This window comes from Pseudomonas lalkuanensis, assembly GCF_008807375.1.
In the GTDB taxonomy this organism is placed as follows: domain Bacteria; phylum Pseudomonadota; class Gammaproteobacteria; order Pseudomonadales; family Pseudomonadaceae; genus Metapseudomonas; species Metapseudomonas lalkuanensis.
Window position 1 is genome coordinate 5,270,711 of record NZ_CP043311.1, and the last position, 14,857, is coordinate 5,285,567.

Annotated in this window: 8 protein-coding genes and 1 tRNA gene; 4 read left to right on the forward strand and 5 right to left on the reverse strand. The window is 66.4% G+C overall.

Going from position 1 to position 14,857, the window contains the following annotated elements; genetic code table 11:
- Positions 1-366: 366 nt before the first annotated feature.
- Entirely contained in the window at positions 367-6,168 is a 5,802-nt protein-coding gene (mnxG, locus tag FXN65_RS24360; protein ID WP_244620696.1) for a manganese-oxidizing multicopper oxidase MnxG, read from the reverse strand.
- Between the two features lie 359 nt (positions 6,169-6,527).
- Complete coding sequence (locus FXN65_RS24365) at positions 6,528-7,160, reverse strand: lytic transglycosylase domain-containing protein (protein WP_178119392.1); 633 nt, start codon at positions 7,158-7,160, stop codon at positions 6,528-6,530.
- Between the two features lie 166 nt (positions 7,161-7,326).
- On the opposite strand from FXN65_RS24365, the gene gspG reads away from it, so the two are divergent.
- From gspG to FXN65_RS24380, 3 genes are all read left to right on the forward strand, one after another.
- Complete coding sequence (gene gspG, locus FXN65_RS24370; RefSeq protein ID WP_151137236.1) at positions 7,327-7,749, forward strand: type II secretion system major pseudopilin GspG; 423 nt, start codon at positions 7,327-7,329, stop codon at positions 7,747-7,749.
- Between the two features lie 5 nt (positions 7,750-7,754).
- A complete protein-coding gene (locus tag FXN65_RS24375) occupies positions 7,755-8,945 on the forward strand; it encodes a type II secretion system F family protein (RefSeq protein ID WP_151138945.1) in 1,191 nt (396 codons plus the stop codon).
- A 305-nt stretch (positions 8,946-9,250) separates the two neighbouring features.
- Positions 9,251-9,326, forward strand: a tRNA-Ala gene (locus tag FXN65_RS24380).
- A 281-nt stretch (positions 9,327-9,607) separates the two neighbouring features.
- Here FXN65_RS24380 and FXN65_RS24385 read toward each other — a convergent pair.
- The 3 genes from FXN65_RS24385 to FXN65_RS24395 form a co-directional block, all read right to left on the reverse strand.
- On the reverse strand, positions 9,608-10,120 hold the full coding sequence (locus FXN65_RS24385; RefSeq protein WP_151137238.1) for a response regulator: 513 nt from the start codon (positions 10,118-10,120) through the stop codon (positions 9,608-9,610).
- Positions 10,121-10,308: 188 nt separating this feature from the next.
- Positions 10,309-11,739 carry a sigma-54-dependent transcriptional regulator gene (locus FXN65_RS24390; protein ID WP_151137240.1) on the reverse strand — a complete coding sequence of 477 codons (1,431 nt, stop codon included), beginning with the start codon at positions 11,737-11,739 and terminating at the stop codon, positions 10,309-10,311.
- Between the two features lie 6 nt (positions 11,740-11,745).
- Positions 11,746-13,155, reverse strand: a complete 1,410-nt coding sequence (locus FXN65_RS24395) for a sensor histidine kinase (RefSeq protein ID WP_151137242.1) — start codon at positions 13,153-13,155, stop codon at positions 11,746-11,748.
- 384 nt (positions 13,156-13,539) lie between these two features.
- Here FXN65_RS24395 and FXN65_RS24400 point away from each other — a divergent pair, with 384 nt between their 5' ends.
- On the forward strand, positions 13,540-14,835 hold the full coding sequence (locus FXN65_RS24400) for a hypothetical protein (RefSeq protein ID WP_151137244.1): 1,296 nt from the start codon (positions 13,540-13,542) through the stop codon (positions 14,833-14,835).
- Positions 14,836-14,857: the final 22 nt, after the last annotated feature.

A 14,857-nucleotide genomic window follows, 5' to 3' on the forward strand; every position in this document is an offset into this window, starting at 1 on the left:
AAACTCTCACCTGGCATCCCCTCTTCCGGATCTCGCCCTGACCTGTCAGCAATGCCTGTGCCATGCAACAAATGGCCGCCAATTCAACAGGTTGTACAAAGACGCCGAGGGGAAACCGGAATATTCCCCACCGGTTTCCCCTCTTCTGGGGGGACTCGAACGGGTGCCGAAAAGGAAATCCTCGCAGCGCTGCAAGGTGGACCACGCTTTATCGGTCCACCATCGGCGCGGCGATCGGGCGCCATTGGTGGATGCAATGCGCGACATGCACCCTACGCTGGGCGTTGTGCCTGGGATCAAACGAAGGGTGGGAGCGAATTCATTCGCGAATGAATTCGCTCCCACAGCCATTGCCCTCGGCCGGCCTTACGGCTCGTTGGTCACCCGCAACAGGCCCCAGACCCCACCGACGTTGCCGAAGGCGGCGTAGTCCCGGTACAGGTAGTCCCCTGGGACGCCGTTGGCGCCGCCGGCGCTGGGGATCGACAGGCTGAAGTGCGCTGCCGGCAGCACGCTCTCCTGGGCGCCGATGTACAGGGCCGCCGGGTTCAGGCCGAAGCGCAGCGAGCCGATGCCGGCGTTCTTCTGCGGGTAGCCCCACTGGTCGATCCTCTCCGAAAGGAAGGGGTTGAACGCCCACACGTGGCCGTCGAGCTGGAAGGTCATGCCGCGGCTGCCACCCGAGGGCATGGTCACGTGGGTACGGAACGGCTGGCCGGGCCTGACCTTCATGATCGGGGTCACCGGATCGCCGCCCACCCGCTCGTTGCTGTAGGCCATGTGCGCGTCAGGTACATCGCCCCAGCCTTGCCCCCGGGCGTGTCCGAAGGGCGCATCCGGCGCCTTGGCGAAGCGATACCACAAGGGTTCGCTCCGGTAGTTCACCGCCATGCCGGAGTTGTCCTTGGGATCGGCCGGGACGCCGAAACCTTCGGAGGCCATGTTTTCCACCGGCCGGCCACTGGCCCAGCGCATGTTCAGCGACTTGTGCAGCACCAGCGAGAAATCGCGGTACGGCGTGCCGGACAACGGGGTCACGGTGGCGGCGGCGCGCGAGCTGGCGTCTTCGCTCCAGGTGGCCCCCAGGGGGGCGATGCTCATGGCGCCGGACAGGCCTTTCTGGCCCTGTTTGACCGGGTCGGCCGGCAGCAGGTTGAAGCCGCCGAATTCCACCGGGGTCGCGGTGATGTTGTCGACGCTGCGGCCGAGCTGGGTCACCGGCTTGCCTTCACGCTCCAGGTGGCCGACGTAGAACTTGTAGGTCTTCGACGGCCAGGCCCCGCCCGCCGCGCCGCGCGGTTCGACGGTCTGCACCGGGTTGATGCCGACGTTGAAGCCGTCCGACCTGGTGATGTCGTAGGCCAGCAACTGGGTATGCAGGCCCACATGGCTGGAGGGCCGCATCATGTTGTTGTTGAAGGTGGTGGAGCCCTTGGCACTGTTGCGGTCGCGCTTTACCAGGCCCTGCATCACGGCGTAGGTGGGCAGGTCGGGCATGACCAGCGGCAGGCGGTTTTCCAGGGTGATGTTCACGCAGTCGCCGGCGGCGGCGCGCAGCACCAGGGGTTCCACCGGGACGCCGGGCTTCAGCTTGCCGGTGGACGGGTCCAGGTCCGCCTTGCGCACGTAGAGGATGGCGGTGGGGTCGTGCAGCGGGCCGGACTGGCCGCCGATGGTGAACACTTCGCCGTCTTCCTCGTCCACCACCGTGACCTGCGGGATGGTCACCTGCCGCGGGTTGAACACCAGGGTGCCACCCTGCGGGTTGAGCGGGCCACCGGCATGCTGGCGGTCGCCGGCCGGGTCGCCGATGGTCAGGCCCAGCGTGTTGGGCAGCACGTCGTTGGCGAGTACCGCGGCCACCTCGTAGTTGCGCTGTACCGTGGTACGGGTACCGATGCCGCTGGGGTTGGGGCTGGTGCGCGGACACACGCCGTCGAACTGGGTGGTATTGCGCGAGGACACCGGGCGCGGGTTGTTGGGCAGGGCGAAGAGGTCGTTGCGCGGCTGGGTGTAGTTGCGCATCACGCCCCAGATGCCGTTCCAGTAGCCCTCGATGGAAGCGTCCAGGTTGTACAGGTAATCGGCGGCTTCCATGGCCGTGTTGCCGGACATCATGGCCACCGGGGCGACGAAGCCCATCTGCTCGGAAATGCCGACCATCTGCGAGGCCTTCCAGCCCGAGTTGCCGCTGTTGCCGAAGCCGGTGCCCGAATGCAGCCACTTCACGCCGTGCAGGGTGACGTTGTGCTCCTCCTCATGGCCGCCGGCATGCATGCGCAGGCGTACGTTGTCGCCGGAATAGGCTCGCAGCATCGGGGTGAAGGGGTCACCCGGCAGGTCGCCGGCACGATTGATGTGCGGTGGGAAGACAGTGCTGGCACCGGTGGGGCCGGAGGCCGAACTGATGGCGCTCGGCGCCAGGTTCAGCGCCGGGATGGCGCGGTCGGTACGGGTCTGCAGGGCATAGGCGAGGTCGCCCGCCAGGCCGTCGGCCTGCATGCCGGGCTTGCCGTCCGGGGCCACTTTGTTGGGGTCGAAGACGCGCAGGGCCAAGGGCTCGTTGCGGTAGTTCACGACGAACATGCCGGGGTCATCCACTGAGATGGCCTGCGGGCAGGGCCGGCTCGGGCAGCCGGGAAGCTCGCCACCGGCCGCCTCGCGTACCGACTCGAAGAGGTTCGAGCCGGACTGCCGCACGGGCGGATTGATGGCGTAGCGGAAGCTGTCCATGGAGGTCGGGTAGGCGCCCGCATCCGGGACGCCATCGGGACCGGCACCGACGTAGACACCCGCCTCGTAGGCATGCTGGAAGTCGCTGTACTCCATGAAGAACTCACGGAAGCTGTCGTTCTTGCCGTCACCGTCCAGGTCGCCGGTGGCGATCACCGCCTGCCAGGAGGTCGGGCCGCCGTCCTGCCGACCGCTGCCGAGCGGCTGGCCGGTTTCGGCGTGGTACCAGCTGGAGCCGGCCGGCTCGGTGAGCACGGTGGCGTAGAGGCCGAGCTGCTGGTGGGTGGAGGGGCCGAAGTGGTCATGGGTGAAGATGTTCCCCAGGCCGCGGTCGACGTTGTAGGTGTTGATCAGCGGGTCGGCGAACCAGCGTTGCAGGGTCGTGCGGGCCCCCAGCCAGTCGGTGCGGCCGAACTGGCCGAAGTACGGGTGCTGCCTGGCCACCGGGCACTCCGCGCTGCCATCGCGGGCATCCGCCCCTGTGCAGTGGTTGTACTCGCGGATGGCGTGGATGCGCTCCACCACGCTGGCCGGCGAGAGGGTGCCGTCCTCGTAGTTCCAACCATTGGCCGAGCCGTCGGAGGCGGTCAGGTCCCACTTCGGCAGGTGGATGTGCTGGCCGATGATGTCGGTGGGCGTGCGCACCTGGTAGTCATCCAGCTCATACACCGCCGGGATCAGGTTGGTGTGCTGGTACATGGTGCAGTCGAAGGTGTTCATCCGCATCACCAGCGGCTCCGGCGGCTGCTGCTTGGTGATCACCGGCCAGGCGTCTTCCCAGAGCGCGAGGATGCGGGTCTGCGGGAAGTGGTAGCCGACCTTGTTGAACACCGCATCGAACTGGATGTTGGCGCCCTTGTAGACGCGGGGGCGGTCGGCGGTGAACGCCGAGCTGCCGGTGAAGGACTGGCCGTCGAGGGTGTCGCCGCTGTTGAAGCGCCCCAGGGACGAAGCCTGGGTCAGGCGCTTGCTGGTGTCGTCCATGCAGGGCTCGTAGTAGGGCGCGCCGGGAACCGGCAAGGCGCCGTTGGTGCGGAAATCCCTGGCATGCACCGCGCCGCCGGGCAGCACGGCGAAACTCGGGTGGCTGGCCTTGGCGTGAAAGGCCATTACCGACTGCTCGACGTCTGTGCCCTCCTCCGGCAGGAACACCGCCTTGGCGCGGTGGACCACCTTGGAGAAGTCCAGGGCGCTGGTGACCACTTCGGCCTCGCCACCGGCAGACAGACCGTCGAGGGTGTGGCGCGGCAGGCCGCCGTCCCAGCCGCCGGCCTGGGCCGGGTCGATGTTGGCCCACAGGGCCTTGCCCGAATCACGCAGGCTCTGGGCCTTGCCGCTGTCGAGCATGTCCAGTGGCGGGGTGCTGGGGCGCTGGCCAACGGTGTTTTCGATCCCACCGATCCAGAACGGGAAGCCGGGGTTCTTCAGCGTGCCATCGGCGTTGCGGTTGGCTTCACTGCGGTCCACCAGGGCGACAGAACCCACAGCCCGGCGTTCAGCTTCGTGAGCGGAATCGTCGCCGCCTTCTTCGTGTTCGCCATCATCGTCGGCCACAGGTGCTTCGCTGTACTTGGGCACCACGGCCACCTTGCCCGGCATGGGCGGCATCGCCTTGCCCGGCAGCGGGACGATGGCGGGAATCGGCGTACCGGCAATGATTTCGCCGTCCGGCAGGGCGCGGGCGCCGGGCGCCGGCAGGCCGCTGCGCAGCTCGAAGGGCTTCTTGTGGAAGCCGTCGTCGCCCTCTTCCGACACGGCCAGGCGGGTGCCTTCCTCGAACACGTCGTGGATGCGCCACATGGCCCACATGCCCTGGGCGAAGTGCGGGTAGAAGTGGCAGTGGTAGATGGCATCGCCCGAGGTGCGGTTGCGGTTGCCGGAACCGCCGTTGGCGATCTCGTAGGTGTAGCCCGAGCCCGGCCCTATGCCCTGGGCGTCGATGTAGTCGGAGTTGTCGTCATTGGGGTTGAACAGCCACTGGTGGCCGTGCAGGTGAAACACGTGCTGCTCGTAGCCGTTGTGGGTGTTGCGGAAGCGCACCGCATCGCCGATGTAGCTGTGGGCGACGTTGGACGGCTCGGCGGGGAACAGCGCCATGGTCGCCTTGACCCCGGTGGTGCCCTCCGGCGGCGCTTCGCCGGGGCGGATGTTTTCCAGGCCGACGTTGGCCGGGACGTCCACCTGCATGGCGATGTCGCCGACGGTGTGGGCGCTGAGGAAAAACTCTTCGTAGGCGCAGGACAGGCAGTCGTGCATGGGGCCGACGCCGAGTCGGTTGGCCACCACTTCGGCGCCGATGCCACCAGCGCCGTAGTTGATCATGAAGGCGTCACGGGTGGGCTCCAGCACGTGGCCGAACACCGGGTCGGCCCAGTAGCCGGGGAAGGCCTGGGCCACGGCGTTCTCGTCATGGAAGACCGAGGAGAAATCGCGGAATGGCTCCAGCCGGTTGGGCAGCGCCGGATTGCGCTTGCCGTAGCTTTCCAGCGGGTAGGTGTACTGCGCGAAGGTGCCGTCGGGGTTGGGCCCCATGACCACGGCGTCGGTGTCGCTGGCGATGATCTCGCCGTTGTCCATCATGGCGATCACCGGCAGGCCGGCCTTGCCTTCCTCGATCCAGGGCGAGGCCTGTGGATAACGCGCCTCGTAGTCGATGATCGGCTGTCCGGCCGGCGTGCGGCCGGTGCTGGCCAGGCGCATCTCTTCTTCGGTCACCACGTTGCGGTAGGTGCGCGCGCCCTTGGGCAGCACCACCACCTGGGCGAACAGGCCATTGGCAGTGTTGCCGCCGGTGCCCTCACCGCCGAAGGTGGCGCCGTAGCTGCTGGCGGCAAAGGCGCCCTCGCGCTCGGCATACAGGGTGTAGCTGCGGCTGCCGCCGGGCGGGATCAGGCTGTTGGGGTTGCGGCCAGCATTGGTGGCGATATCGCCGATGTCGTTCACCGCCTGCAAGCCGTTGACCTGGAAGCCGACATGGCGGTCGGCGACCTGCTCGTCCTTCTTGAACAGCGGGCCTTGCGGGTTGTGCGGGTTGGCCTGGTAGGCCAGCAGGTTCTGCAGGTTGATGGTCAGGCAATCCCCCGCGGCCACCCGCAGCACCAGCGGGCGTGGGCGCTTGTCCGGACGCAGCGCCACTTCGCCTGGCACCGCCGCACCGCCCTGGGTGAGCGGTACTTCATTGCGGTCCACCACGTCGCGGCGCAGGGCGAACATCATGCCGTTGATGTTCTGCGCACCCAGGCGGTTGAACATCAGTGGCTGGTCCAGGGCCACCACATTGGCCACCAGGTTGCGTTCGCAGCGCACGGCCGCCTGCGCGTCCCCGGTGGAGAAGAGCGCGCCCAGCAACAGCAGGGCACCGCCCAGGTGAAGGGATGCCCCCTGGGCACCAAGGGATTTGGGGGTTGCACTGTTCGAAGGGTTAGTCCGGTTCATCTTGGCTGACCTCGGTATCAGGTGCACGGATGCCAAAGAGGGCAGGACTGCCCGAGCAATGCCTGTGCCACCACAGGAAAGCCAATGGATTCAGATAGTTATGCCAGACAACAGGGGAATGACCAGTCGTTTCCCCACCCGATTCCCACCCAGTTCCCCGGTTTTCCGGGGGGCCTGTGGGAGCGAATTCAGTTGCGATGGGGGGCGATCAGGTGCGGCACCGAGGGTGGAGGACGACTATGGGAGCGATTCCAATCGCGAACAAATTCGCTCCCACAGGCCGGTGCGTCATTTGGGGCGATGATCGTGGAGGCGCCTTCAGGCACAGAAAACGCCCCCGCATCTGGGGAATTTCCCCACTAGCGGGGTCGTTTCGCGTCGGCCTGGAGGCGTTGGTAGTGCCCCAGGACACTGGGCACGTAACGCTGGGTTTCCGGGTAGGGAGGAATGACGCTGCCATAGGCGAGGACCGCCCCGGGGCCCGCGTTGTAGGCGGCCAGGGCCAGGGAAAGGTTGTTGTCGAACATCTTCATCATGCGCTTGAGGTAGCGCGCGCCGCCACGAACATTGGCGGCCGGGTCGAACACGTCGTGCACGCCCAGGTCCTTCGCGGTATCTGGCATGAGCTGCATCAGGCCGGCGGCGCCCTTGGGCGAGAGGGCCAAGGGGTCGTAGTTGGATTCGGTGGTGATCACGGCATGCAGCAGTTCCGCCGGCAGGTCGTACTCGAAAGCCGCCTGGGCCACGATCAGGGCGTAGCGCGGCGCCTTTCTCGGCGCCCTGCGCGGGAGCTTGCGCGTTGGCTGGATGAAGTTCGGGGCCCTGGCCAGCACCGGTCTCTCGCGGGCCACGCGCACCAGATTCCGGTCCGTTCGGTGAATGTTGGTGAGGATGATGCTGCCGTTGGTGGAGACCACCTGATAGATGTCGGAGCGGGCTTCGAACGCGGTAGTCGCAAGGATGCTGAACAGCACCAGGGTGGGCACTTTCATCATTGTTCTCCCCTGTCAGGGTCAACGCCTTTCGGGTTTCCGAGTGCTGTACCGTCAGCAAAGCACGTGCCGAGTGATGCGGCGGGCGATGTGTCGCCCGCCCTCGCCCGCTCGTCGTGCACAGCTCTTGCATAGCCCCCTGTGCCGAACCGCACTGGAGGCTCCCATGAAGACGTTTCGCCGACCCGAACAGGGATTTACCCTCCTCGAGCTCCTGGTTGTGCTGGTGGTGCTCGGCCTGTTGGCCGGAATTGTGGCGCCAAAATATTTCAATCAACTGGGCAAGTCCGAGACCAAAGTGGCCCGCGCGCAGATCGAGGGACTGGTGAAGGCGCTGGATATCTACCGCCTGGAAGTGGGCCGCTACCCCAGCACCGAGCAGGGTCTTGCGGCACTGGTGGCCGCGCCGTCAGACGAGCCTCGCTGGGGCGGTCCCTATCTGCAGAAGGATGTGCCCCAGGACCCCTGGGGACGCGCCTATGTCTATCGCTCCCCCGGTGAGAACGGCGACTTCGACCTGCTCACCCTGGGCAAGGATGGCCAGCCCGGCGGCGATGGCGATAACGCCGAAGTCACCAGTTGGCAGTGACCGTCATGCGCTTCCAGGTGAAGGCGGTGCGCGCCCAGGCCGGGGTGGTGGCGCTGGTGGTGGAAGCGGCCAACCCGGACGACGCCCGCCGCCAGGCTGAAGCCCAGGGCCTGCGAGTGCTGGCCATGCGCGCCGAGCACGGCTGGTCGCTGCGCGGCTGGCGGCGCCGGGAGGCATTCCCGCTACTGCTGTTCAGCCAGGAGCTGACCACCCTGCTGAATGCCGGACTGGCGCTGATCGACGCGCTGGAGAGCCTCGCCGAAAAAGAGGCCGACCCGCTGGCGCGCAAGGTGCTGGCCGGGCTGGTGCGCCTGCTCTATGAGGGCAAGTCGCTGTCCCAGGCACTGGCGCAGTTCCCTCTGCTGTTCCCCTCGCTCTATGTGGCCCTGGTGCAGTCCAGCGAGAAGACCGGCGCGCTGGGTGACGCCCTTGGCCGCTACGTGGCCTACCGCACGCGGATGGACGAAGTGCGGCAGAAAATCATCAGCGCCTCGGTGTACCCGGTGCTGTTGTTCCTGGTGGGCTGCGGCGTGCTGCTGTTCCTGGTGGGTTATGTGGTGCCGCGCTTCAGCCTGGTGTTCGAGGGGCTGGGCTCGAACCTGCCCTGGCTGTCCCAGGTGCTGCTGCACAGTGGTCTGTTCCTGCACTCGCACCAGGCCGAGGTGTTCGGCGGCGCGGCCCTGGCGTTGCTGACGCTGATCTTCCTGCTGCGCCAGGAATGCGTCCGCCGCGCGCTGGCTCGCCAGGTGGAACGCCTGCCGGCGATCCGCGAGCGCCTCCAGGTCTACGAATTGGCGCGCTTCTATCGCTCGCTGGGCATCCTCCTGCAAGGCGGGATTCCCATCCTCACCGCCATCGGCATGGTCCGTGGCCTGCTCGGCGCCGCCTCCCGCCCGCGCCTGGACCAGGCCGCCGCGCGGATCCGCGAAGGTCAGGCGCTGTCCCGCGCGCTGGAGGAACATGGCCTGGCGACGCCAGTGTCCCTGCGCATGCTCCGGGCGGGCGAACAGTCCGGCAACCTGGGCGAGATGATGGAACGCACAGCGGACTTCCATGACGAAGAAACCAGCCGCTGGATCGAATGGTTCGTGCGCCTTTTCGAGCCGCTGCTGATGACCTTCATCGGCCTGATCATCGGGGTGATCGTGATCCTGATGTACATCCCGATCTTCGAGTTGGCGTCGAGCATTCAGTGAGGCTTTTTCTGGGGCTCGATCTCGGTGGGGCACAAACCCGGTGGGAGCGAATTCATTCGCGAAAAGCGCCGCGGCCCGGCCCGACAGGTAGGGTGGATAAAAGCGCGTTATCCACCCTAAGCGCTGGTTGGCAATCCATTGGCCTGCAACTACCCTCAACCCCGGCCCCTCTCCCGCAAGCGGGAGAGGGGTGACGCCCGGTCCCCCTCGGCGCAGGCCCTGTGGGGGCGATTTCAATCGCCATGCAGGACGCAGTCCTGCCCTTCAGGCAATCGGGAAGATCCAGGTCTAGTCTTGAGCCTGCCGGGGACGTAGCTCAGCTGGGAGAGCGCGGCGTTCGCAACGCCGAGGTCGGGAGTTCGATCCTCCTCGTCTCCACCAGGAAAAGGCCCCCGAAGGTGAAGGACCTTCGGGGGCTTGTCGTGTCAGGCGTGGCCATAGGCGAGCCAGGCAAGGCCACTCAGGGCAGTGGCGATGGCCAGGCTGAGAAGTTGGTGTTCCAGCATGAGTTCGAGCGAAAGCATGGGGCAGTCCTCGTGTCCGGTTGGGAATCCAGTCGCCACGATCTTGATCCGCCCTGTCGCGTCGGTCGATCTGTCAACTTTTCGCCCTGTAAAGAAAAAGCGCAGGTCGATGCCTGCGCCTGTTTCATTCCGGCGAGATCAGGAGCTCTTCTTGACCTGTTTAAAAGGCTCATCGGAGCTGGCCAGGGGACGGCGGCGGTCGGAGAGCACCCAGGCGCCATCGTAGAGCCTCAGCGGGAAGCTCACTTCGCCGCCACGGCGCCTTTCCACCGGCTCCTGTTCGTGCATTGCCGCGCTGGGCAGGCCGTGGAGGACCACGCTCCCCAGTTCGTGCAGCGGGAAGGGCTTGAGGAGGATGATGTCGATGTTGCGCTCGATGGCACGGTTGCACACTTCGATGCTGGGGTGCGCGGTCATCAGTACCGCTTCGCAGCTGTGCAGCCCGCGAATGGCATCGAAGACATCGAAGCCGGTCATGTCCGGCAAGCGATAGTCGAGCACCAGCAGGTCGGGCCTGAACTCCACCGCCAGCTGCTGAGCAATGGCGCCGCTGGCTGCGGTGCGGACTTCACAGCCGAGCATCTCCAGGTAGGTCTGGAAGTTTCCGGCGAGGATTTCTTCATCGTCGACTATCAGTACTTTCTTCGACACTGCGGCTGCTCCCCTGTCAGGAGATCGGACGACGGCCAGGCTGACCACGACGTGCATCCCTGCACGTTCCGAGCCAAGGCTACATCGGCCTCCAGGGCCGATGACTCCTGGAGTCTAGTTCGGAGGAAGCGTTTCACCAGACGAAAACCCCCGCCCTTGGTCGGGGAATACCCCGTAAAACGGGGCATTCAGTGCTGGTGACGATCGGGGCGCTCCAGGCCCAGCTTGTCGATGCGATAACGCAGCATGTCGCGGGTGAGGCCGAGCATGCGGGCGGATTTCGAGATGTTCCAGTCGGTCTTGCCCAGCACCTTCACCACCAGGTCGCGTTCGGCGTCGGACAGGCTCATGTTCTCGTCTTCCAGCCCCAGCGGGCCGCCGGTCACCATGGACGCGGCGGCCTCGGTGACGCCCGCGCCCGCCAGCAGGTCTCGGCAGATAGTGAGCTGCTCGGGGCCGATGACAGTGCCCGGCGCCAGCAGCACGGTCTGTTCCAGCATGTTGCGCAGTTCACGCACGTTGCCCGGCCAGCTGTAGCCCCTGAGCACGGCCTTGGCTTCCGGGCTGAAACGCAGCCCCGGCTTGCCGTAGCGCTTGCCGTGCTGGGCGGCGAAGTGCTCGGCCAGGGTCAGGACGTCATCGCTGCGGGCGCGCAGCGGCGGCACCTTGATGGTGATGATGCGCAGGCGGAAGAACAGGTCGCGGCGGAACTTGCCCTCCTGGACCATCTGTTCGAGGTTGCAGTTGGTGGCGCTGATGATGCGCAGGTTGACCTTGCGCTCGCGCACCGAACCCAGGCGGCGGATGGTGCGGTCTTCCAGCAGCTTGAGCAGCTTGGCCTGGAGCAGCAGGTCGATCTCGCCCACCTCGTCGAGGAACAGGGTGCCGCCGTCCGCGGCTTCCACCAGGCCGACGCGACGGTCCTTGGCGTCGGTGAAGGCACCCTTCTCGTGGCCGAAGAGTTCGGCCTCCAGCAGGTGCGACGGAATCGACGCGCAGTTGAACTCGACGAAGGGGCCCTTTCTGCGCGCGCCGTCGAAGTGCAGGGCACGGGCCACCAGTTCCTTGCCGGTGCCGGTCTCGCCTTCGATCAGCACCACCGGCAGGTCTTCGCCGGCCATGCGCTCTTCGGCGGCCAGCACCTGGCGCACCATGTCCTTCATGGTGCGCATCGGCTCGGAGTCGCCGATCAGCCCGGTGAGCCCGGAGTCCTGGGCTTCACGCCGCTGGTAGAACGACAGCCGTTGTTCCTGTCGGCGCGCCTCCAGCACCTTGTCCACCACCAGCTTGAGCTCGGCCAGGGCCACCGGTTTGGTCAGGTAGTCGCTGGCGCCGGCCTTCATGGCCTCCACCGCGCCCTGCACGTTACCGTGGCCGGTGATCATGATGACCTTGAGCTGCTCGTCCATGGCCCGGGCACGACTGATCAGGTCGCAACCGCTCATACCCGGCAAGCAATAGTCGGTGAGGACCAGGTCCGGGTGCTGCGCCTCGATGATCGGCAGGGCATCCTCGGCCGAACTGCAGACCATGACATCGAACTGGCGCCGTTGCAGGTAGGTGCAGAAGTTGTCGGCCAGGATCTCGTCGTCTTCGACGATCAGAATGCTGTTAGCCATATCTTGTCATCCCCCTGCCGTGGCCCTGAAAGTCAGGTGCACGTTGGTGCCGGCGTTCTCCCGGCTGTCGATGCTGACGTCGCCACCGAAGCGCTCGATGATCTTGCGCACCAGCACCAGGCCGACGCCCAGGCCGCCACGCTTGGTGGTGTGGAAGGGTTTGAAAGCCATCTCCAGCATGGCCGGCGACATGCCGCTGCCGGTGTCGCTGATGGTCAGGGTGAGTAGCCGGCGGCGCGCATCCGACTCCAGGCAGATGGCCAGGCGGCCGCCGCGCGGCATGGCTTCGATGGCGTTGGAAAGCACGCTGCCCAGCAGTTGCTGCAGCAGCACCGGGTGGCTGACCACCTTGGGCGCCTGGCAGGTCTGCCATTCCAGTTCGATGCCGGCATGGCGGATCTGCGGTTCGTAGGCGGAGAGGGTCTCTTCCAGGGCGACCGTGAGGTCCACCGGCTCCTGGTCGCCGGAGAGCGGGCGGGCCGACATCAGCAGCTCGCGCACCCACTTCGACATGCGGTCGACCTGGGTGATGATGTCGCCCAGGTTCTTGTGCAGCGGCCCCGGGTCCACCTCCAGCGCCAGCTCGGCACTGGAGCGAATGGAAGCCAGCGGGTTGCGCAGGCTGTGGGCGACGGCGGTGGACATTTCGCCGAGCAGGGCCAGGGTTTCGTTTTCCACCAGTTGCCGCTGCTGGTCGTCCACCAGGCGCGAGGCGTGGCGGACGAACCAGAACAGGCTGAGGTAGATGACCGCGCCACCCAGCGCGGTGGCGGTCCAGAGCAGGACGAGGCCGCGATTCATGCGGGCGATCAGGTCCACCGGTTCCTTGTAGATCTCGATGACCGAGAGCACTTCGCCCCGGCTGTCCTGCAGCGGAATGAAGCTCTCCAGGTAGAGCCCCTTGGGCGCCTGCAGGAAGTAGCGCTCCACCGGGCGCTCGCCGCCGTGACGGTCGACGGTGACGGTGCTGCGGGACTGGATGGCTTCCTTGAGGCGGCTGTCGCTGGACGCGTGGCGGCCCACCAGTTCCGGGCGGGTGGACCAGATCACCATGCCGTCGGGCGCGTAGACGCTGGCCAGCAGCACATCAGGCAAGCGCACGATGTGGTCGAAGAATTCCTCGTGGGACTTCACCAATTGCTCGTGGGATACGCCGAGGCGCGCGCCGTCGACGCGCTTGTCGAGGAACTCGCTGAGGCTCAAGCCCGGCGAGAAGTTGCCGTGGATGACTTCGACGTCAGCAATGGATTTGATGAACTGGGCGCTGAGCATGGCATCGCGGTCGATGCTCTCGCGCATGAGAAAACGGGTTGCCGCCGAGCCGAGCAGAATGGCCACCGCGAGGATGATCACCAGGCTCACCAGGGAAAACCAGCGGAACAGATTGAAGGGCTTGGCAGCCATCGCCATCTTCATCGAGACCTCCCCGTGGGTGACCGTCGGTTCGCTCGCAAGGCGAGTGTCAGAAGGGCCGCCGGCCGGTCCGGCAACTCCTGCGCCGGCCCGGTAGTTATAGCGCAGGCCCCGTCGCCCGCTGCCCTACCGCTGGGTGGCGGGAGAACGGAAGCTCCGGAAATTCCCCATTTTCCCACCCACTTTCCCCCCAGATCTGGGGAGCCAGTCCCCAGCGGCCATCGAGCACGCTCGTGCCGTCGAACGCGCGATTTTTCGCCCTCCCCGCGAAACAGAGCGGGCGGAACCGAATGGCATGGGAGTTGCGCCCTTACCCTGTCAACGACGGGCCTCCCGCCCATCGAAGCCGGACAAACGGCGAAGTTCATCGACTGGAAGGGCGACAACATGCACAACGCACTGCCGAAACTCGCGCTCCCACTGCTTCTGGGACTCACGCTAGTCCCGGCCAAGGCTGGCCTCCATGCGGTCGACCAGACGACCTTTACCGAGGCCAATGGATTCTTCGCCGCCTGGTACCAGGACACCCACGGCCGCGCCCTCGACCTGTGCCTGTCCAAGGCACTGAGCACGCGCGTCCCCGGCTCGTTCATGTGCAACCTGCTGCCGACCCCCGGGGTATTCGATGAAACCCGGCCCATCGTCTTCCCCGGCAACTTTCCGGACGAGGCCTTCTGGTTCACCGGGGACGCGGCCATCACCGACCCCGCCACCGGCGTCGACCTCATCTATGTCTCCGCGCTGGAAGCCGCCTTCAGTGGCGATGCGCCGGCGGCGGGCGACCAGATCAGCTTCGCGCGCATCCGCATCCGGGTGACGGTGCCGGCGGCCGGTACCTACACCGTCACCCACCCCTACGGCGTGGAAGTGTTCGATGTGGATGCCCCCGGCACCCGCGCGATCAACCTGACCCGCGACATCGGCATCGGTGCACCGGGGGACTTCACCGGCGCGCTGAAGGGCGACATCGGCCCCTTCCTGCGCTCGCTCAATGGCCCCTATGTGGAGACCGACCCGGCGACCGGGCTGCCGGCAACTTTCATCGGCGACCCGAACATACTCGAGGAAGTCACCGGCAGCCCCTTCGGTACCAACTTCGTACGCCTCGAAGGCCCCAACGGACTGCGCGCCGAAACCCGGCTGTTCGCCATCTCCGGCAAGCTCTCACAGGTGCAGCTGCCAACCCCGCTGATCGTCGAGCGCGCCACCTATTCCCGTGGCGGCGCCAACGGGGTGGCCCAGCAGGACTACTTCACCCAGGCGCCACCGGCCCCCGCCACCGTGACCTGGACCGATACGGCCGGCATCAGCGGCGCCATGCAGGGCAACGCCAACGGCGCCTGGTACGGCCAATCCGCCAGCAGCCCCACCGGTAGCGGCAGCGTGTCCTTCATCGCCGACAACGCCGCAGCCGTTCCCGGCAGCACGGCCACCACCCAGTCCGCCCCCCTGGTGGACCTGGTGACCATCAGCCGCGCCGAGTACAGCCTGGGCACCGGCCAACTGACCGTGGACGCCAGCTCCAGCGACGAGAGTGGCCAGCCCGTGCTGACCCTCGAAGGCCTGGGCACGCTGGTCGCCGGTCACCTGCAGCTACCGCTCAACGGCATTCCTCCGGCGACCGTCCACGTCCTCTCGGCCAACGGCGGCTCCGATACCGAAGAAGTCCGGATTCTCCCCTGAGAACAACACTCACCCGCCGCTG

What these genes read in the sequence shown, in the direction of transcription:
- FXN65_RS24375 (WP_151138945.1), top strand. Translation starts at nt 7,755, where the DNA reads ATGCGCTTCCAGGTGAAGGCGGTGCGCGCCCAGGCCGGGGTGGTGGCG.
- FXN65_RS24390 (WP_151137240.1), bottom strand. Translation starts at nt 11,739, where the DNA reads ATGGCTAACAGCATTCTGATCGTCGAAGACGACGAGATCCTGGCCGAC.
- FXN65_RS24365 (WP_178119392.1), bottom strand. Translation starts at nt 7,160, where the DNA reads ATGAAAGTGCCCACCCTGGTGCTGTTCAGCATCCTTGCGACTACCGCG.
- gspG (WP_151137236.1), top strand. Translation starts at nt 7,327, where the DNA reads ATGAAGACGTTTCGCCGACCCGAACAGGGATTTACCCTCCTCGAGCTC.
- mnxG (WP_244620696.1), bottom strand. Translation starts at nt 6,168, where the DNA reads ATGAACCGGACTAACCCTTCGAACAGTGCAACCCCCAAATCCCTTGGT.
- FXN65_RS24400 (WP_151137244.1), top strand. Translation starts at nt 13,540, where the DNA reads ATGCACAACGCACTGCCGAAACTCGCGCTCCCACTGCTTCTGGGACTC.
- FXN65_RS24395 (WP_151137242.1), bottom strand. Translation starts at nt 13,155, where the DNA reads ATGAAGATGGCGATGGCTGCCAAGCCCTTCAATCTGTTCCGCTGGTTT.